This is a genomic window from Hephaestia mangrovi, assembly GCF_019880555.1.
Classification (GTDB): domain Bacteria; phylum Pseudomonadota; class Alphaproteobacteria; order Sphingomonadales; family Sphingomonadaceae; genus Sphingomonas; species Sphingomonas mangrovi.
In genome coordinates, this window is sequence record NZ_JAINVU010000002.1 from 579,711 (window position 1) to 597,890 (window position 18,180).

Sequence of the window (18,180 nt, forward strand, 5' to 3'; positions counted from 1 at the left end):
CTCACTGCCCGGAGGCGCGGTAAACGCGCCGGGGAAAGCGGGAGCGTTGGGAGAGGGCGATGCTCGGAGGCATGCAGGATTTCGAATTGCGAGTACCCCGGCTACTCGATCACGCCGCGCGCGAGCATGCGACGCGGCGGATCGTAACCCGCTGGGCGGACGGTCGCGAAACGCGGACCGACTGGGCGGGAATCGCCCGCGATGCGAGGCGGTTCGCCCAGGCCCTCGAAGGGCTCGGCATCGCGCCCGGCGATCGCATCGCCACACTGGCGATGAACCACACCAATCATCTCATCGCCTGGTATGGCACGATCGGCATGGGCGGCGTCGTTCACACGATCAACCCGCGGCTGTTCGATGACCAGCTTGAGTATATCGCCAACCATGCCGGCGATCGCGTGCTGCTCTACGACAAGACGTTCCAGCCGATCGTCGATCGCCTAAAGCCGCGCTGGACGTCGATCGAGCATTTCATCGCCTTTGACGACGCCGGCTTTGAGGCGCTGCTCGACGCGGAGAGTGGCGATTACGCTTGGCGCGAAGGCAGCGAGCGCGATCCGTGCATGCTCTGTTACACCAGCGGCACGACGGGCAATCCCAAGGGCGTGCTCTACGAGCATCGCTCGACCGTGCTTCATGCGATGAATGCGACGCAGCCATGGGTGCTGGGGCTGTCGTCGCGCGACACCATCCTCCCGATCGTGCCGATGTTCCACGCCGCCGCCTGGGGGCTGCCGTTCGCCGCGCCGCTCGCCGGGGCGGCGCTGGTCTTTTCGCAAACCAATGATGCAGCGGTGCTGTGCGACCTGATGACCGCGGAGAATGTAACGCTGGGCAGCGGCGTCCCGACCGTGTGGCTTGCCTTCTTCCAGCATATCGATGCGGGCGGCACGGTGCCGCCGGCGCTCAAGCAGATCACCGTCGGAGGCTCGGCGGCGCCGCGGGCGATGCTGGCGCGGTTCCTCGATCTCGGCATCAAGCCCACGCATCTATGGGGCATGACCGAAACCTCGCCGGTCGCAACCGCATTTGCCCCGCGCCCGGATTGGGATGAGATGCACCGCGACGCGCAACTCGACGTGATCTGTCGGCAGGGCGCGATCCCCTTCGGTATCGAGCTGCGCATCGTCGACGACGACGGCCGCGAACTGCCGCGCGACGGCTCCGTCTCGGGTCGCCTGCAGGTGCGCGGTCCGTGGATCGTCAAACGCTATTTCGGCGCCGATGCCGATGCCGTCGATGCTGACAGCTGGTTCGATACCGGCGATGTCGCGCTGCTTCATCCCGATGGCACGATGCAGATCACCGATCGCGCGAAGGACGTCATCAAGTCCGGTGGCGAGTGGATCAGCTCGGTCGATCTCGAAAATGCCGCAGTCGGGTGTCCCGGCGTGGCCGAAGCCGCGGCGATCGGCGTGGCGCACCCGCGCTGGGACGAGCGGCCGTTGCTCGTCGTCGTCCGCAAGCCCGGCAGCGACGTGACGGCGGACGCCATCCTGGGCCATCTCTCCGGCCACGTCGCCAAATGGTGGCTGCCCGACGAGATCGTGTTCGTCGAGGAATTGCCGCACACCGCGACTGGCAAGCTCCTCAAAACCGTGCTGCGCGAGCGGTTCAAGGATTACCGGCTGCACGCGGCTTGAGCTGGTTCAGTCGAACAGATCGCCCTGAGCGCCGCGCGGCGGCTTGAACAGATCGGTCCTCAGTGCGATCCGCTCGTTGGCCAGCCCGGCGCGGCGGCAGGCGATCTGGAAACGGCGGCGGATCAGCTCCGCCCACGGCCCTTGCCCGCGCATCCTGGTGAAGAAATCGGGATCGTTGTCCTTGCCGCCACGCAACGATTGGATCGTCGCCATCACCTTGCCGGCACGATCGGGAAAATGCGCATCGAGCCATGCGCGAAACAACGGGGCGACTTCGAACGGCAGGCGCACCGGTATGAAGAAGCAGCCGCGCGCCCCGGATTCGGCCGCGCGCTCGATGATATGCTCAAGGTCGCCATCGGTGATCGCCGGTACGACCGGAGCGATCGAGACATAGGCCGGCACGCCGGCGTCGGCGAGCCGGCGCACTGCCGTCAGCCGCCGTTCGGGCGCCGGCGCCCGCGGCTCGAGCGTCATCGCGATCCTGGGATCGAGGGACGTCACCGAAAGCGCCACCGCGGCCAGGCCTTGCGCTGCCATCGGCGCGATGAGATCGAGATCGCGGACCACGCGATCCGATTTGGTGGTGATCGTCAACGGGTGCCGCGTTTCGGCGAGCACGGCGATACAGTCGCGGGTGATGCCATATTGGCCTTCGATCGGCTGATAGGGATCGGTATTGGTGCCGAACGCGATCGGCTGCGCCCGATAGCCGGGCTTGGCCAGCTCGCTGCGCAGCAGGTGCGGCGCATCCGGCTTGGCGAACAACCGGCTTTCGAAATCGAGGCCGGGCGAGAGATCGTGATAGGCATGCGTCGGCCGCGCAAAACAATAGATGCAGCCGTGCTCGCAGCCCCGATAGGGATTGATCGAACGATCGAACCCGATGTCGGGCGATCGGTTGCGCGTGATGATCGTGCGTGGCTGTTCGATCGTCACCGACGTCCGAAGCGGCGGAGGCTCGCCATCGAGGTCGGTTCGCGCGTCGAGCCAGTCTCCGTCCGCCTCGGTCTGCGGCAGATTGAAGCGCGTGCTCGCCGCGTTGAGCGTCGCGCCGCGGACGGGGCGGGGGCGTTTGGCCATTGACCGAATCTACCCGACGGAATAGAACATATCAAGAACGATTGGGGAGACACACAATGCCCGCACGGCTCAATTACCTGGAGCTGCCGGTCGCCGATACGGCGCGCTCGAAGGCGTTTTTCAACGCCGCGTTCGGCTGGACCTTCGCCGATTTCGGGCCGACCTATGCCGCGACGACCAGCGGAGACACGGATATCGGCTTTCAGGCCGATACCGCGGAGAAAACCGCGGCGGCTTTGCCGGTGATCGAGGTCGATGATCTCGAAGCAGCCGAAGCGGCGGTCTGGTCGGCGGGCGGCACGATCACCCGACCGATCTTCGCCTTTCCCGGTGGCCGCCGCTTCCATTTCCGCGATCCGGACGGGCACGAGTTGGCGGTCACGCAACCCGGAGGATAGCGGTGGTGGCGCTTATCGTTCGCGCAGCCGCGGCATCAGCTCGACGAAGTTGCAGGGGGTGTGGCGGCTGTCGAGCTGGCTTGCCAGGATGCCGTCCCAGCCGTCCTTCACCGCGCCGGTCGATCCGGGGAGGGCGAAGATATAGGTGCCGCGCGCAACGCAGGCGCAAGCCCGCGATTGCACCGTAGAGGTGCCGATCTTGGCATAGCTCAGCCAGCGGAACAGCTCGCCGAAGCCGGGAATCGCCTTGTCGGCGACGCGATCGAGCGCCTCGGGCGTTACGTCGCGCCCGGTGACGCCGGTGCCGCCGGTGGTGATGATGCAATCGATCTGATCGTTGTCGATCCAGCCTTGGAGATGCGCGACGATCGCCTCGGCATCGTCCTTCAGGATCGCGCGATCGGCCAACACATGGCCTGCCACCGTCAGGCGCTCGACCAGCGTGTCTCCCGAGCGATCATCGGCAAGGGTGCGCGTATCCGAAACGGTCAGCACCGCGATGCGCACCGGCACGAACGGCGCGCTCTCGTCAATCGGCACTGGCGAGCGCGTGCTTGTCGATCGGCGGATTGATCCGCACCGCTTCGGGGCCCCTCAGCCCCGGAAAGCGCGGCCACATATCTTGGGCGAGTGCCGCGCGGCTCGGCGATTTCTTGCCTTCCTCGCTCTCGTACATCCAGTAATTGCGCAGCACCGACACCACGTAGCCGCGCGTTTCCCAATAAGGGATCGATTCGATGTAGAGCAGCGGATCGGCATTGTCGCGCGGATCGGTGTTCCAAGATGCGACCGGCACCGGGCCGGCATTGTACGCAGCGATCACCTTGGGCAGCAGGCCGCCGGTCGCCGGCTGGTCGCGCAATTGCTCGAGATAGGATTGGCCGATCTCGATATTGGTCGACGGCTTGGTCAGCGCCGCACGATCGTAGGCGCCGTCGTCATGCCCCCGCGCGCGGGCGATGTCGGTCGCCGCGGCAGGCCGGATCTGCATCAGGCCATAGGCGCCCGCCGGGCTCACCACGTCGCGCCGGAAGCGCGATTCCTGCAGCGCATGGGCATAGACCAGCGCCTTGTCGACCCGCCAGCCGCCGTCGGGTGTCCAGTTCGGCGCCGGATAGCGCGCCGCCACCGACGGCTCGGCGCCCGCCGGCCCGTTGTGCGCCAGCCACAATTGCGTTTCGGGCAGGTTGAGGTCGGCGGCGAAGCGGGTCAGCGCGGGATAATCCTGCGCCTCGCCGATCGCAGCCTGGTGGCGGATCACCTCGTCGGCCAGCTCGGGCTCGCCGATCTCGACCAGCGCCGCGGCCACCTGCACATTGGGCAGGCGCGACAGGAGCTGCCATTCGTTGCCGCCGTTCTCCGCCGGCGGTGGGGGCGGCGCCAGGCCAAGCGCCTGGCGCGACAACAGCCCGTAGAAGGTTTCCTTATATTGCGCGGCGCTGTTGAGCTCGTCCTGGATCAGGTCGGGGCGGCCGCACATCATGTTGGCGCGGCTCGCCCAATAGAGGCCCGCCGCGCGCATATCGACGTCGGTCGCGCGCGTCGCGACGGTCAGGAACGCGCTGGCCGCGGTGGTGCAATCCTTCTGGCGCCATGCGGCGAGCCCGATCGTCCAATTAGCCTGGGCGCCCCAGTCGCTCGGCGCGTCGGCGCTCTTGGCGGCCATCAGCCGGGCATTGGCGTCGTCACCGGAGAGATAATAGATCCACGCGACCCGCGCCTGCCATTCGGTCAGCGCATCGCCCGACAGGCCGCTGGTCGATTCAAGCAACGCCTGCGCCGCGACGCCATTGTCGTCCTTGATATAAGGCCGCATAGCGACCGCGAGTTGCTCGGCCGCCGCGTCGCTCGCGCCGGCATGCAGATGGACGCGATTGGGCGCGCCGGGGATCCAGCTGAGCTTCTGTTCCTGGGGAATGGTGGGAAGCTGGTCGTCGCTCGCGCCGCGCCGCTTGGCCAGCCCGGCGAGTTGGTCCGCCTCGGGCAGTTCGGGGGCCTGGGCGAGCAGCGCGAGCAGCGAATCGCGGTCGATCTTCGGCGATCCCTTCGCAGTGTAGAGCTCGGCCAGCGCGATCGCGTGGAGCGGCCCTGGCTTCATCGCGTCGAGCTCGATCCGCGCGTCGTTCCACTGGCCGGCATGGATACTGGCGAAGACCTGGCGATAGGCCGTCCGCTGCGCCGGATCGAGCTGCGCCGGGATCGCCGATTTGGCCGGCGCCGCCAGGCGGATGTTGGCATCCACGTCGCTCGGTGCCGCCAACGCGGGCGTCGCGGCGATCAGCGCTGTCGCTGCCAGCAGAAATGATTTCATGCCCCCATGCCCTCGATCAGCATCTGCAGGTCTCTCCACGCCCTGGCCTTCTGTGCCGGCTGGTCGAGGAGGAACCGCGGATGAAATGTCGCGACCGCCTCCGTTTGTCCGGCATCGTGCTTAAATACATGTAAAAGCGGCGGGCTCGCAGCCGCACTGGTCCCGAGCAGCACACGATTCGCCGCATCGCCCATCACCAGCAGCCGCCTTGGCCGGACCAGCGCGACGTGATGCCGCGCGAGATCGGCGAGCGGCGCCGTCATTTCCGGCGCGATCCGCCCCGAGGCCGGCCGCGCGACTGCGAACGAGGCGAGATAGACCGATTGCCGGTCGCGGCCGATCGCCGCCAGCATCCGGTCGAACAGCCGGCCGACGTCGCCGGACAGCAGCGTGCCTGCGCGGCCGTCGTCGCGCTCGGGCATGTCGACGACGATCATCAACCCGGAGGCCGCAGCGCCCTGCGGCGCGATCGGCACACCCCAGCCGGCATCGGGCGCATCGGCGCCGATCCGCCACGCCTCGAACTCGGTGAGCGTCGCGGGTAGCGCGGCCGGCACTGGATCGACGCCGGCTGCCGGCGCGGCAGCGGCCGGCCGGGCTTCCGGGGGCGCCAGCCAGTTGCGCGGCGCCTCGTCCACCAGCGTGTCGACGCCGGCGTCCTGCCACCATTCCAGCGCGCTTGCCGCCGCGCTTGCCCAGTCGATATGCTGATCGGCCCCCATCACGACCCTATAGAGTCACTGGTTGACGAGCTGGTCAATTCGCGTGCAGGCGGGGACCGACAAAGCGTTGCCTCCGCGCGACGAGATCGGCCGCAGCGGCTGCGATACGGGAGAAGATGATGAGCGATCGTGAGTCGATGCCCTATGACGTGGTGATCGTCGGTGCCGGGCCGGCGGGGCTGGCGGCGGCGATCCGCCTCAAGCAGCTGGCGACAGAAAACAGCGCCGAGCTGTCGGTCTGCATCCTCGAAAAGGGATCGGAAGTCGGCGCGCACATCCTGTCCGGCGCGGTGATCGACCCGCGCTCGCTCGATGAGTTGATCCCCGATTGGCGCGATCAGGGCTGCCCGCTCGCCGAAACGCCGGTCACCGAAAACCATCACTGGACGCTGTCGCGCAAGGGCAGGCGGTCGATGCCCGAATTCCTCATCCCGCCGTTCATGCGCAATCACGGCACCTATACCGGCAGCCTCGGCAACCTGTGCCGCTGGCTCGCCGGCCAGGCCGAAGCGCTGGGCGTTGAGATCTTCCCCGGCTTCGCGGCCGCTGAAATCCTGTTCGACGGCGATCGCAAGATCGTGCGCGGTGTCGCGACCGGCGACATGGGTGTGGCGCGCGATGGCAGCCACAAGCCCGACTATCAGCCGGGGCTCGAGCTCCACGCCAAATACACGCTGTTTGCCGAGGGCGCGCGCGGCCACCTGACCAAGGAACTGATCCGCCTGTTCGATCTGCGTAGCGATTGCGATCCGCAGATCTACGGCATCGGCATCAAGGAATTGTGGGATATCGCGCCCGACAAGCATGTTCCCGGTCGCGTCATCCACACCCAGGGCTGGCCGCTGAGCGAGACCGATGGCTCGAACGGCGGCGGCTTCCTCTATCACCAGGCGAACGGGCAGGTCGCGCTCGGCTTCGTCACCTGGCTCAGCTATACCAATCCGTATCTTTCGCCCTTCCAGGAAATGCAGCGCTGGAAGACGCATCCGGACATCGCGGCGATCCTGGAAGGCGGCAAGCGCGTCTCCTATGGCGCGCGCGCGATCAGCGACGGCGGCTGGCAATCGGTGCCCAAGCTGGTCTTCCCGGGCGGTGCGCTGGTCGGCGATACCGCGGGTTTCCTCAACGTGCCGCGGATCAAGGGCACGCATACCGCGATGAAATCGGGCATGATGGCCGCCGAAGCCGCGTTCGCGGCGATCGCGGCAGGCCGCGAGCATGACGAGCTTGCCGCTTATCCCGAAGCCTATCGCACCAGCTGGGTGGAGAAGGAATTGCGCGTCGTGCGCAACGTCGCGCCGCTGGTGAAGAAATATGGCGACAGCATGGGATCGGTGCTGGCCGGCATGACGATGTGGCTGGAACATTTCGGCATTCGCATGCCCTTCACCATGAAGCACAAGCCCGATCACGAAAGCCTGTGGCGCAAGGATCTGGCGCGCAAGATCGATTATCCGAAGCCGGATGGCGTGTTGACCTTCGATCGTCTCTCCTCGGTGTTCGTCTCCAATACCAATCATGAGGAGGATCAGCCCTGCCATCTGACGCTCAAGGACCCCGCGATCCCGGTCGATTACGATCTTCCGATGTACGACGAGCCCGCGCAGCGTTATTGTCCCGCCGGCGTTTATGAGATCGTAGGCGAAGAGGACGGTGATCCGAAGTTCGTGATCAACGCGCAGAATTGCGTCCATTGCAAGACGTGCGACATCAAGGACCCGACCCAGAATATCAACTGGGTCGCGCCCGAAGGCGGTGGAGGGCCCAATTATCCCAATATGTAAGCGTATTCTGCTCGGTGGCGCGACGGCGCTGGTGGTCGCCAGCCCGGCCTTGGCCGCGGCCAGCCCGAGCGATCTCGCCGCTTATCTGAAGGCACGCGCGGCCGATGCCGATGGCGATGCGGCGGCCGCGGTGGTCAGCTACGCCACCGCGCTCGATTCGGCGCCGGACAATCCCGTGATTGCGCTGCGCGCCTATCGCGCGGCGCTCGATGCCGGCGATTACCCGCTGATCGATCGCTCGGTCGCGGTCATGACCAAGGCAGGCGTCGCGCCGGCGGACAGCGCCATTTCGACGTTCGCCCAAGCGGTGGCTGCGAAGGATCGCCGTGCTGCCGATGCCGCGATCGATCGTTTCGACGGCACACCGATCGCGTTCATGGCCCCGGTGCTGCGTGCCTGGCAGGCGTTCGATCGCGGCGACAAGGATCCGATGGCAAAGCTCGAAGGCAATGCCAATCCGATCGGCCGGCGCTATTATGCCGAGAACCGCGCGCTGCTGCTGATCGCGACGGGCAACATTGCGGACGGCACGGCCGCCGCCCAGGCGTTGCTCGGCCCCGATCAGGGCAGTTTCGATTTCAGGGTCGCGGCGGCGCAATTGCTCGCCGCGAAGGGCAAGCGGGATCAGGCCGCATCTTTGCTCGCCGGCGACGATCCGGTGCTCATGGCTTATCGCGCGCAGCTTGGCGATGGCGCGCAGCCGGGTCTTGCGTTCGGCGCATCCCGCCTGTTCGATCGGCTGGCGTCGGACCTGTCGCACGACGATCCCAGTCCGCTGACGGTGGTGCTGGCGCGCGCCTCGCTGCGGATCGATCCGCGTGACGATCGTGCCCGGTTGTTGCTTGCCCAGACGCTCGAACAGCGCGAGGAGACCGGCTTGTCGCTGGCCGCGCTCGACGGGATCGATCCGAAAGGCCCGTTCGCGACCATCGCGCGCGCCGCGCGCGTCGCCGTGCTCGACGATGCCGGGGACGATGAGAAAGCGCTGCAAGCCGCCGCCCAGCTCAACAGCGCGCCGCAAGCGACCGCCGCGGATGCGCGCCGTTATGGCGATGCGCTCGTCGCGGTCGATCGCTACGCCGATGCTGCCAAGGCCTATGACGAGGCAATCCGGCGCGCGGGCGATGCGGCGGATTGGTCGCTTTATCTTCAGAAGGGCGGGGCGCTCGAACAGGCCGGTGACTGGACGGCGGCCCGTGTCGTGCTCAAAAAGGCGGTCGAGATGGCCCCCAACGAACCGCTCGCGCTCAATTACCTCGGCTATGCCGATATCGAGCATGGGGAGGACATCGGCGCGGCGATGAAGTTGCTCGAGAAGGCAAGCGCGCTCAAGCCGGGCGATCCGGCGATCACCGATTCGCTCGGCTGGGCCTATTTCAAACATGGCGATGCCGCGAAGGCGCTGCCGCTGTTCGAACGAGCCGTGGAAGGGCAGCCGGCCGACGAGACGATCAACGAGCATCTCGGCGACGCTTATTGGCAGACGGGCCGCTATTTCGAGGCGCGTTACGCCTGGCGGGCTGCCAGTGTTACAGCCGAAGGCGATGACAAGGCCCGGCTGATGGCCAAGATCGAAAATGGGCTCGGTGCCGGCCCTGTCGACAATTGACGTGACGGCGATTGTCGAGCCGGCTCCGGCCAAGATCAATCTCGCGCTGCACGTCCGCCGCCGACGCGAGGATGGCTATCACGAGATCGAGACGTTGTTCGCTTTCCTGCGTGATGGCGATCTCCTGACCGTTGCCGACGCGGACAGCGACAGTTTCGCGGTCATCGGCCCGTATGCGGCGGCGCTGGCGGGGGAGGGGACCAACCTCGTCATGGCCGCGCGAGACGCCTTTGCCCGCGCATTCGGCGCGATCGCGCCGCTGGCGATCACGCTCGACAAGCGGCTGCCGGTCGCCTCGGGCATCGGCGGCGGATCGGCCGATGCCGCCGCGCTGTTGCGCGTGCTGGCGCGCCGGCATGGCGTGACGCTGGACGATCCCCGGCTGCTCGATTGCGCGGCGTCGCTCGGTGCGGACATTCCGGCATGTTTGCTCGGGCGCGCCGCGTTCGGCACCGGGATCGGTACCGACTTGCAAGCGACCGAAAGTCTTGTCGATACGCCGGTACTGCTGGTCAATCCCGGCGTCGCCGTATCGACCGCAGCCGTTTTCCGCGCCTGGAACGGAAGCGATCTCGGCCCGCTGGGCGGGGCGGACCCGCTTGCCGCCGCCAGGGCCGGGCGCAACGATCTCGAGCCCGCGGCACTCGCCCTCGCGCCGGTGATCGGCATCGTGCTCTCCGCGCTGGCGGCGGCGCCGGGCGTGCTGCTTTCGCGCATGTCGGGCTCGGGGGCGACCTGCTTCGCCCTGTTCGAGGATCGGCAGGCGTGCGCCGCTGCCGCCACCGCGCTGCGGGCCGCGCATCCGGATTGGTGGCAGCTCGAGTCGACCCTTGCCTGATCCGCGCGGCCTCGGGCAATCATGGCCGGCATGATCGATTGGACGCTTGATGGTCCGCTCGCCGTACTGACGCTGGATCGCGGCGGCGCGCGCAACGCCGTTCCGGTGGCGGGCTGGCAGCGCATCGCCGCTGTCCTGGCGGAAGTCGCAGCCAGCGACGCGCGGGTCTTGATCCTGCGATCGGGCGTGGCCGGCATCTTTTCCGCCGGTGCCGACATCGCAGAATTTGACAGGTTTCGGGCGGATCGTGCCGCCGCCGGCGCGTTTCGCGTCGCCATGCGCGATGCAATCGATGCCCTGGCAACGCTGCCGATCCCGACGATCGCTGCCGTTTCGGGCGGTTGCTACGGTGCCGCCGTCGCGCTGATCCTCGCCTGCGATTGCCGCATTGCCGATCGCAACGCGCGCTTCGCCGTTACGCCAGCCCGGCTCGGCATTGCCTATCCCGCCGAGGACGTCGCTCGCCTGATCGCGCAGGTTGGGCGCGGACAGGCCAGCCGCCTGCTGTTCGCCGCCGAGCCGATCGACGCCGGCGAAGCCGCGCGAATCGGCTTGGTGGAAATCGCCGCGGAAGACGCCGATGGTGAGGCTCGCAACCTTGCGACGACCATCGCCGGTCACGCGCCGGAAACGATCGCGCTGCTCAAACGCGCCCTCGCCGATCCGTCGGACCCATCCCACGCCACCGCCTTCGATGCGGCATTCGCCGGCGCCGCGTTCGCGCGCGCCTTTGCTGCCTTCACATCACGAAAGTCCCGATGACCGAACCCGAAATCCTGTCCGGCAACGCCGATATCCTGCTGCTGTGCGATCATGCCTCCAACCATGTGCCGGAAGGCATCAAGCTTGGCGTTCGTCCCGAACAGCTCGATCTGCATATCGCGATCGACATCGGCGCCGAGCCGCTGACCCGTGCGCTTGCCGCAAGCCTCGACGCGCCGGCGATTCTCGCCACCGTCTCGCGGCTGGTGATCGACCTTCATCGCGAGCCGGAACACCCCGATCTTATCCCGTCGGTCAGCGATGGCCACGTCATTCCCGGCAACGCGCTTCCCGATCGCGACGCGCGGATCGCATCTTTCCATCGGCCCTATCACGAGGCACTCACCGCCCTGATCGATCGGACGGCGCCGGCGTTGCTCGCATCGATTCACAGCTTCACGCCGCGTCTCGAGACCGCCCATGCCGAGCGTCCGTGGCAAGTCGGCATTCTCTACAATCAGGATGATCGCGCCGCCCGCATCGCGATCGATCTGCTCGCCGCCGAGGGGCTCGAGGTCGGCGACAACCAGCCGTATTCGGGCAAGCTGCTCAACGCGACGCTCAACCGCCACGGCGAGGGCAGGGGGCTCCCCTATCTCGCCATCGAGGTGCGCAACGACCTGATCGCGGACGCCGCCGGCGTCGCGCGCTGGAGCGAGATTCTCACGCGTGTGATCGCCGAAACGCGCAACAGGGTTGCGTAAACGGGCTCAATCGGGAAATAGCCTGTCGCCATGACCAGCCGTTTCGACAAATCCCGCCTGCCCAGCCGTCACGTCTCCGTCGGTCCCGAGCGCGCCCCGCACCGTAGTTACTATTACGCGATGGGCATTCCTGAGGAAGACATCGCCAAGCCGTTCGTCGGCCTCGCCAGCGCCGGCAACGATTCGGCGCCGTGCAACACCACGCTCAACGCGCAGGCCGATGCTGCGCGTGCCGGGGTGATCGCCAATGGCGGCATGCCGCGCCGTTTCAACACGATTACCGTCACTGACGGCATTGCGATGGGCCATCAGGGCATGAAGTCGAGCCTCGTCAGTCGCGAGGTGATCGCCGATTCGGTCGAACTCAGCGTGCGCGGTCATTGCTACGACGCGCTGGTTACCTTTGCCGGCTGCGACAAATCCTTGCCCGGCATGATGATGGCGATGCTGCGGCTCAATATCCCGTCGATCTTCGTCTATGGCGGATCGATTTTACCCGGACATTTCCACGGGAAAGACGTCACTGTTGTCGACGTGTTCGAAGCCGTCGGCCAGCATGCTGCCGGCGCCTGCCCCTTGCAGGAACTGATCGAGCTGGAGAAGGTCGCGTGCCCCGGCCACGGCGCCTGCGGCGGCCAGTTCACCGCCAACACCATGGCCTGCGTCGGCGAGGCAATCGGGCTCAGCCTGCCCAATTCCAACATGATGCCCGCGCCCTATCCCGATCGCGCCGGCCTCGCCGTCGCCGCCGGCGAGCAGGTGATGAACATCCTCGAGAAGAACATCCGCCCGCGCGACATCTGTACCCGCGCCGCGTTCGAGAACGCCGCGCGCGTCGTGGCAGCGACCGGCGGCTCGACCAACGCCGCGCTCCACCTGCCGGCGATGGCCAACGAAGCGGGCATCGAATTCACGCTGTTCGATGTGGCCGAGATATTTAAATCAACGCCTTACATCGCTGACCTCAAGCCCGGCGGCAAATATGTCGCCAAGGACATGTACGAGGCCGGTGGCGTTTACATGCTGATGAAGACGATGCTCGACGGCGGTTTTCTCGACGGCGAGTGCATCACCGTCACCGGCAAGACGCTGGGCGAGAATATCGATCAGGTCACCTGGAACCCCGACCAGAAGGTGATCTACGACGTGAAGACCCCGCTGTCGCCGACCGGCGGCGTGGTCGGCCTCAAGGGCTCGCTCGCCCCGGAGGGCGCGATCGTCAAGGTAGCCGGCATGAAGCGCCTGCAGTTCGAAGGCCCCGCGCGCGTGTTCGATTGCGAGGAGGATGCCTTCGCCGCCGTCGAGCACCGCGAGATCGCCGAAGGGTCGGTCATCATCATCCGCTACGAAGGGCCCAAGGGCGGCCCCGGCATGCGCGAGATGCTGTCGACCACTGCCGCGCTCTACGGCCAGGGCATGGGCGAAAAGGTCGCGCTCATCACCGACGGCCGCTTTTCGGGCGGGACGCGCGGCTTCTGCATCGGCCATGTCGGCCCCGAAGCCGCCGATGGCGGTCCGATCGCGCTGATCGAAGATGGCGACATGATCCGCATCGACGCCGAAGCCGGCACGATCGATCTCGACGTGGCGGAAGACGTGCTCGCTGAGCGCAAGGCGGCGTGGCAGGCGCGACAGTCCGATTATGGGGCAGGGGCGCTCTGGCGCTATGCCCAGAACGTCGGTCCTGCCTATAAGGGCGCGGTCACCCACCCGGGAGCCCGAGCCGAACGCCATGTCTACGCGGATATCTAGCGCCCTTCTTTTGTTCCTCGCTCTGGCTGCCTGCGACAGCGCGAACCGCCAGGGCGATCAATCCGCCGCCGATCGTGGCGAGATCGACTGCGCGCCGCAGGGCGCCGCTGCGTTCAAACGCGCCTGCACGCTCGATCGCGTCTCCGGCGGCGATGGCCTGACGCTGGTCGTCCACAATCCCGACGGCGGCTTTCACCGCCTGCTCGTCACCACCGATGGCCGCGGGGTCGTCGCGGCGGACGGGGCAGAGAAAGCCAAGGTAACGATCATTGGCCCCGGTCAGATCGAGGTCGCGGTCGGTGGCGATCGCTACCATCTGCCGGCGACGGTAAAGGGCCAATCGGCTTCATGACGCCAATCGCCGGCAAGCCCGTTGTTACCGCTGCCGAAATGCGCGCCGCCGAAAACTGCGCGATCGCCGCCGGCACCAGCGCCGACGACCTCATGGAGCGCGCCGGCAAGGGCATCGCCGCCGCCGTCCACCGCCTCGCCGCCGGGGCGCCAGTTCTCGTCCTGTGTGGTCCGGGCAACAATGGCGGCGACGGCTACGTTGCCGCCACCGCGCTCGCAGCGATGGGGCACGACGTCCGCATCGCTGCGATGGCCGAGCCGTCGAGCGACGCCGCCAAGCACGCCCGCGCCGCCTGGACCGGCCCGATCGAATCCATTGCCGAGGCCAAGCCCGCGCCGGTCCTGCTCGACGCCCTGTTCGGCACCGGCCTGTCGCGCGGCCTCGATGACACGCTGTCGGCGCGCCTGTGCGAACTCGTCAACGCCGCCCGTCTCGCGATCACCGTCGATCTCCCCAGCGGCGTCGCCACCGACGACGGCACGGTGCTCAGCCCGGTCCCCGATTTCGAAGTCACGCTGACGCTCGGCGCGGTGAAGCCCGCCCATCTGCTGCAACCCGCCGCGCGCCATTGCGGCGCCGTCCGCCTGATCGACATCGGCATTGTGGCCGACAGTGCCGCGCACGTTCTCGGCAGACCTAACCTGCCGGCCCCCAGCCCGGACTCGCACAAATACAATCGCGGCATGGTCGTGATCGTCGGCGGCCCGATGCGCGGCGCCGCGTTGCTCGCGTCGACCGCGGCGATGCGCGCAGGCGCCGGCTATGTCGCGCTGCTCGATGGCGGGGCGGGCGGCCCCCACGCGCTCGTTCACCGTGCTTTCGACGACCAACCGCTCGATGACGACCGCATCGGCGCGCTGCTGATCGGCCCCGGCCTCGGCCGCAATGAGGAGGCCGCCGCCAGGCTCGACAAGGCGCTCGCCAGCGACCGCCCGCTGATCATCGACGGCGATGCGCTCCATTTGCTCAAGGACCGGCTCGACCGCCTCCGCAACCGTCCCGCCCCGGCGATCCTCACCCCGCACGAGGGCGAGTTCACTGCCCTGTTCGGCAAGCTCGACGGCAGCAAGCTCGATCGCGCTCGCACCGCAGCGCGCCAGGCAAACGCGATCCTTGTCTACAAGGGCGCCGACACCGTGATCGCCGCGCCCGATGGCCGCGCCCGCCTCGCTCGCGATGGCAGCGACTGGCTTTCCACCGCCGGCACCGGCGACGTTCTCGCCGGCACGATCGCGGCGACGCTCGCCGCCGACCTCGACCCGCTGGAGGCCGCCGCCGCCGGCGTCTGGCTCCACGGCGAGGCAGCGCGGCGTCTCGGCGCGTCATTCATCGCAGACGACTTGGCGAACGCGCTGACCGCTGTACGAGCGTCGCTATGACCCAGGACACCGAGATCATCCGCGTCGCCGCGCGCGGCGAAGGCATGACCGCCGGCGGCCGCTACGCACCGCTTGCGGCTCCCGGCGACACGTTGCTGCCCTCGGGCGAAATCGTCACCGGGCCGCACCATCAGAAGCCGCCATGCCGCCATTTCCCGCAATGCGGCGGTTGCCAGCTCCAGCATCTCGATGACGCCGCTTATGCCGGTTTCATCACCGACCGCATCGCTTCCGCTCTCGCCGCGCAGGATCTGACGACCGACATCCGCGCCCCGACCCTCTCGCCGCCCAGAAGCCGTCGCCGCGCCACGCTCCATGCCGAGCGCCGCGGCCGCCAGGTTCATCTCGGCTTCACCGAGCAGAACAGCCACGCGCTGGTCGACATGCAGGAATGCTGGATCCTGACGCCCGACCTGTTCGCATTGCTCCAGCCCTTGCGCGGCCTCCTCTCGGTGCTGCTGACCAACACGCGGCGCGCCAGTGTCACGCTCACCCGCGTCGATCAGGGCGTCGATGTGCTCATCGAGGGCGTCGAGGCGACCGGCCTCGCCGCTGCCGAGGGCCTCACCGCCTTCGCTGAGCGCCACAGGCTCGCGCGGCTTTCGCTCGACAGCGGCTTCGGCCCCGAAACGCGCTGGGAGCCCGAGCCGGTGACGATCACGCTCGGCGGCGTGCCGGTGCCGTTCCCCACGGCCGCTTTCCTGCAAGCCACCGCCGAGGGCGAGGCCGCGTTGCTCGACGCCGTTCGCGGGGCCGTCGGCCGCGCCGGGGTCGTCGCCGATCTATTCGCCGGTCTCGGCACCTTCGCGTTCGGCCTGCAGAACGCGCGTGTCTACGCCGCCGAGGCCGCGCGCGAGGCGATCCTGTCGTTGAAGGCCGCCGCCGGCCGCGCTCAGCGCCACGTCGCCGCCGACCATCGCGATCTCTACCGCCGCCCGCTCGCAGTCGAGGAACTCGATCGCTTTGCCGCCATCGTGCTCGATCCGCCCCGCGCCGGCGCCCGCGACCAGATCGCCAACCTCGCCGCGTCGAGTGCGCCGGTCATTGCTTATGTCTCGTGTAATCCCAGCAGCTTCGCGCGCGATGCGAAAATGTTGCGCGAAGGTGGCTATATGCTCGATTGGGTCCAACCGGTCGGCCAGTTCCTCTGGTCCACGCACGTCGAGCTGGCCGCGCGGTTCAGCCGCTGACCTCGTCCGGATAATCCGCCCGCACGAAATACAGTCCCTCCGGCGGTGCGTTGAGGCCCAGTGCCGCGCGGTCGCGCGCCTCCAGCGCCCGCCGCACGTCGTCTGGCCTCCATTGCCCGCGCCCGACCAGTGCCAGGCAGCCGACCATCGATCGCACCTGGTGATGGAGGAACGACCGCGCCGACGCCTCGATCACGATCGTCCCGCCGGGCCCGGCGATCACCTCGAGCCGGTCGAGCGTCCTGATCGGGCTGTCCGCCTGGCAATGCGCCGAGCGAAAGGTGGTGAAGTCGTGCCGCCCGACGAGCATTGCGGCGGCTTGCGCCATCGCGTCGATGTCTAGCGAGACCGGGATCCGCCACGCCAGCCCGCGCGCCAGCGTCATCGGCGCGCGGCGTGTGATGATGCGATATTCGTAGTGCCGCGCGACGCACGAGAAGCGCGCATGCCAATCGTCCGCCACCTCGCGACAATCGAGGATCGCGATCGGATCGGGCCGCAACAGCGCGTTCAGCCCTTCCATCAGCCGGAACGGCGTGATCGTGCGCGCGATATCGACATGCGCGCGCATGGCGAGCGCGTGGACCCCGGCATCGGTGCGCCCGGCGGCATGCACCACCGCCTCCTCGCCGGTGATCGCCGTCACTGCGCGCTCGACGGCTTCCTGCACGCTCGGCCCATGCGCCTGCCGCTGCCAGCCCATGAACGGGCCGCCGTCGAACTCGATCGTCAGCGCGAACCGGGTCAAAGCCGCGTTCCGCACGGGATCGCGAAGCCGCGCAGCAGTTCGTCCGCGCTCATCACCCCGCGCCCGGCGCGCTGCACCACCACCGGCTGGATCGCACCGCTGCCGCAGGCGATCGTCAACTCGCCGTCGATCACCTCGCCCGGCGCACCCGCGCCATCGGCCATCGCCGCTTCTAGCACGCGCACCCGCTCGTCATTCGCCTCGAACCAGGCACCGGGCGGGTTGAACGCACGCACCTGCCGCTCGACCGCCTCGGCCGGTTGCGTGAAATCGAGCCGCGCTTCCGCCTTGTCGATCTTGGCCGCATAGGTGACACCTTCCTCGGGCTGCGCCACCGCCGGATACGCGTCGAGATCACTCAGCACCGTGACCATCAGCCCCGCGCCCATCGCGCTCAGCTCGTCGGTCAACGCACCCGCCGTCTTGCCGTCGATCACGGTCCGCCCGGTCAGCCGCACCGGCCCGGTGTCGAGCCCGGCCTCCATCTGCATGATGCACACCCCGGTCTCGTCGTCGCCGGCAAAGATCGCCCGCTGGATCGGCGCCGCCCCGCGCCACCGCGGCAGCAGCGAGGCATGGACGTTGAGGCAGCCATGCGCCGGCGCCGCCAGCACCGCGTTGGGCAGGATTAGCCCGTAAGCCGCGACCACCGCCACCTCGGCCTCCAGCGCCGCGAACGCCGCCTGCGCCTCCTCGCCCTTCAGCGACACCGGCGATCGAACCTCTAGCCCCAATGCCTCGGCCCGAGCCTGTACCGGCGAGGCGACCGTTTTCTTGCCGCGCCCTGCCCGCCGCGGCGGCTGCGTATAGACGGCGACGATATCGTGCCCCGCGTCGACCAGCGCCTGCAGCACCGGCACCGAGAAATCGGGCGTTCCCATGAAGACGATCCGCATGGCGCTTGC

17 protein-coding genes are annotated in these 18,180 nt (G+C 67.9%); 11 read left to right on the forward strand and 6 right to left on the reverse strand.

Annotated features, from left to right (window positions below):
• Positions 1 to 59: 59 nt before the first annotated feature.
• The gene (locus K7G81_RS06635; protein ID WP_223029937.1) at positions 60 to 1,643 is read left to right on the forward strand and encodes a long-chain fatty acid--CoA ligase; all 1,584 of its coding nucleotides are present in this window, start codon (positions 60 to 62) and stop codon (positions 1,641 to 1,643) included.
• Positions 1,644 to 1,649: 6 nt separating this feature from the next.
• Here the strand turns inward: K7G81_RS06635 and K7G81_RS06640 are convergent, their stop codons facing one another.
• Entirely contained in the window at positions 1,650 to 2,726 is a 1,077-nt protein-coding gene (locus tag K7G81_RS06640) for a PA0069 family radical SAM protein (protein WP_223029938.1), read from the reverse strand.
• Between the two features lie 56 nt (positions 2,727 to 2,782).
• On the opposite strand from K7G81_RS06640, the gene K7G81_RS06645 reads away from it, so the two are divergent.
• Positions 2,783 to 3,124: a VOC family protein gene (locus tag K7G81_RS06645; protein WP_223029939.1), complete on the forward strand. Its 342-nt coding sequence runs from the start codon at positions 2,783 to 2,785 to the stop codon at positions 3,122 to 3,124.
• Between the two features lie 12 nt (positions 3,125 to 3,136).
• Here K7G81_RS06645 and moaB read toward each other — a convergent pair whose 3' ends face one another.
• From moaB to K7G81_RS06660, 3 genes are read right to left on the reverse strand one after another with little or no spacing between them, the layout of a single operon-like run.
• A complete protein-coding gene (gene moaB / locus K7G81_RS06650) occupies positions 3,137 to 3,664 on the reverse strand; it encodes a molybdenum cofactor biosynthesis protein B (RefSeq protein ID WP_223029940.1) in 528 nt (175 codons plus the stop codon).
• Positions 3,654 to 5,435, reverse strand: a complete 1,782-nt coding sequence (locus K7G81_RS06655; RefSeq protein WP_223029941.1) for a lytic transglycosylase domain-containing protein — start codon at positions 5,433 to 5,435, stop codon at positions 3,654 to 3,656. The genes moaB and K7G81_RS06655 overlap by 11 nt, the downstream gene beginning before the upstream one ends.
• Positions 5,432 to 6,157 (reverse strand): uracil-DNA glycosylase family protein, encoded by a 726-nt coding sequence (locus tag K7G81_RS06660; RefSeq protein WP_223029942.1) that lies wholly within the window; start codon positions 6,155 to 6,157, stop codon positions 5,432 to 5,434. Before K7G81_RS06660 ends, K7G81_RS06655 begins: the two co-directional genes overlap by 4 nt.
• A 119-nt stretch (positions 6,158 to 6,276) precedes the next feature.
• On the opposite strand from K7G81_RS06660, the gene K7G81_RS06665 reads away from it, so the two are divergent.
• From K7G81_RS06665 to K7G81_RS06705, 9 genes are read left to right on the forward strand one after another with little or no spacing between them, the layout of a single operon-like run.
• Positions 6,277 to 7,941, forward strand: coding sequence for an electron transfer flavoprotein-ubiquinone oxidoreductase (locus tag K7G81_RS06665; protein ID WP_223029943.1), 1,665 nt, complete (start codon positions 6,277 to 6,279; stop codon positions 7,939 to 7,941).
• 31 nt (positions 7,942 to 7,972) lie between these two features.
• Positions 7,973 to 9,550, forward strand: coding sequence for a tetratricopeptide repeat protein (locus K7G81_RS17995; RefSeq protein WP_223029944.1), 1,578 nt, complete (start codon positions 7,973 to 7,975; stop codon positions 9,548 to 9,550).
• Entirely contained in the window at positions 9,519 to 10,388 is an 870-nt protein-coding gene (locus tag K7G81_RS06675; protein WP_223029945.1) for a 4-(cytidine 5'-diphospho)-2-C-methyl-D-erythritol kinase, read from the forward strand. The genes K7G81_RS17995 and K7G81_RS06675 overlap by 32 nt, the downstream gene beginning before the upstream one ends.
• A 21-nt stretch (positions 10,389 to 10,409) precedes the next feature.
• Positions 10,410 to 11,150, forward strand: coding sequence for an enoyl-CoA hydratase/isomerase family protein (locus K7G81_RS06680; RefSeq protein ID WP_255586692.1), 741 nt, complete (start codon positions 10,410 to 10,412; stop codon positions 11,148 to 11,150).
• Positions 11,147 to 11,854, forward strand: coding sequence for an N-formylglutamate amidohydrolase (locus K7G81_RS06685; RefSeq protein WP_223029946.1), 708 nt, complete (start codon positions 11,147 to 11,149; stop codon positions 11,852 to 11,854). The genes K7G81_RS06680 and K7G81_RS06685 overlap by 4 nt, the downstream gene beginning before the upstream one ends.
• A gap of 30 nt (positions 11,855 to 11,884) precedes the next feature.
• Positions 11,885 to 13,606, forward strand: coding sequence for a dihydroxy-acid dehydratase (ilvD, locus tag K7G81_RS06690; RefSeq protein ID WP_223029947.1), 1,722 nt, complete (start codon positions 11,885 to 11,887; stop codon positions 13,604 to 13,606).
• A gap of 10 nt (positions 13,607 to 13,616) precedes the next feature.
• A complete protein-coding gene (locus K7G81_RS06695) occupies positions 13,617 to 13,958 on the forward strand; it encodes a hypothetical protein (protein WP_369412047.1) in 342 nt (113 codons plus the stop codon).
• On the forward strand, positions 13,955 to 15,337 hold the full coding sequence (locus tag K7G81_RS06700) for an NAD(P)H-hydrate dehydratase (protein WP_223029949.1): 1,383 nt from the start codon (positions 13,955 to 13,957) through the stop codon (positions 15,335 to 15,337). Before K7G81_RS06695 ends, K7G81_RS06700 begins: the two co-directional genes overlap by 4 nt.
• Positions 15,334 to 16,527 carry a class I SAM-dependent RNA methyltransferase gene (locus K7G81_RS06705; protein WP_223029950.1) on the forward strand — a complete coding sequence of 398 codons (1,194 nt, stop codon included), beginning with the start codon at positions 15,334 to 15,336 and terminating at the stop codon, positions 16,525 to 16,527. Before K7G81_RS06700 ends, K7G81_RS06705 begins: the two co-directional genes overlap by 4 nt.
• On the opposite strand, the gene truA is transcribed toward K7G81_RS06705, so the two are convergent.
• Both truA and fmt read right to left on the reverse strand, forming a co-directional pair.
• Positions 16,517 to 17,275 (reverse strand): tRNA pseudouridine(38-40) synthase TruA, encoded by a 759-nt coding sequence (gene truA, locus K7G81_RS06710; RefSeq protein WP_223029951.1) that lies wholly within the window; start codon positions 17,273 to 17,275, stop codon positions 16,517 to 16,519. The two genes, K7G81_RS06705 and truA, sit on opposite strands and share 11 nt — an antisense overlap.
• Entirely contained in the window at positions 17,272 to 18,171 is a 900-nt protein-coding gene (gene fmt / locus K7G81_RS06715; RefSeq protein ID WP_223029952.1) for a methionyl-tRNA formyltransferase, read from the reverse strand. The genes truA and fmt overlap by 4 nt, the downstream gene beginning before the upstream one ends.
• Positions 18,172 to 18,180 lie beyond the last annotated feature (9 nt).

Bases quoted from the DNA above. Each gene is read 5' to 3' on its own strand.
- K7G81_RS06635 (WP_223029937.1), top strand. From the start codon at position 60: ATGCTCGGAGGCATGCAGGATTTCGAATTGCGAGTACCCCGGCTACTC.
- K7G81_RS06640 (WP_223029938.1), bottom strand. From the start codon at position 2,726: ATGGCCAAACGCCCCCGCCCCGTCCGCGGCGCGACGCTCAACGCGGCG.
- K7G81_RS06645 (WP_223029939.1), top strand. From the start codon at position 2,783: ATGCCCGCACGGCTCAATTACCTGGAGCTGCCGGTCGCCGATACGGCG.
- K7G81_RS06655 (WP_223029941.1), bottom strand. From the start codon at position 5,435: ATGAAATCATTTCTGCTGGCAGCGACAGCGCTGATCGCCGCGACGCCC.
- K7G81_RS06660 (WP_223029942.1), bottom strand. From the start codon at position 6,157: ATGGGGGCCGATCAGCATATCGACTGGGCAAGCGCGGCGGCAAGCGCG.
- K7G81_RS06665 (WP_223029943.1), top strand. From the start codon at position 6,277: ATGAGCGATCGTGAGTCGATGCCCTATGACGTGGTGATCGTCGGTGCC.
- K7G81_RS06675 (WP_223029945.1), top strand. From the start codon at position 9,519: ATGGGCTCGGTGCCGGCCCTGTCGACAATTGACGTGACGGCGATTGTC.
- K7G81_RS06680 (WP_255586692.1), top strand. From the start codon at position 10,410: ATGGCCGGCATGATCGATTGGACGCTTGATGGTCCGCTCGCCGTACTG.
- K7G81_RS06685 (WP_223029946.1), top strand. From the start codon at position 11,147: ATGACCGAACCCGAAATCCTGTCCGGCAACGCCGATATCCTGCTGCTG.
- ilvD (WP_223029947.1), top strand. From the start codon at position 11,885: ATGACCAGCCGTTTCGACAAATCCCGCCTGCCCAGCCGTCACGTCTCC.
- K7G81_RS06700 (WP_223029949.1), top strand. From the start codon at position 13,955: ATGACGCCAATCGCCGGCAAGCCCGTTGTTACCGCTGCCGAAATGCGC.
- K7G81_RS06705 (WP_223029950.1), top strand. From the start codon at position 15,334: ATGACCCAGGACACCGAGATCATCCGCGTCGCCGCGCGCGGCGAAGGC.
- fmt (WP_223029952.1), bottom strand. From the start codon at position 18,171: ATGCGGATCGTCTTCATGGGAACGCCCGATTTCTCGGTGCCGGTGCTG.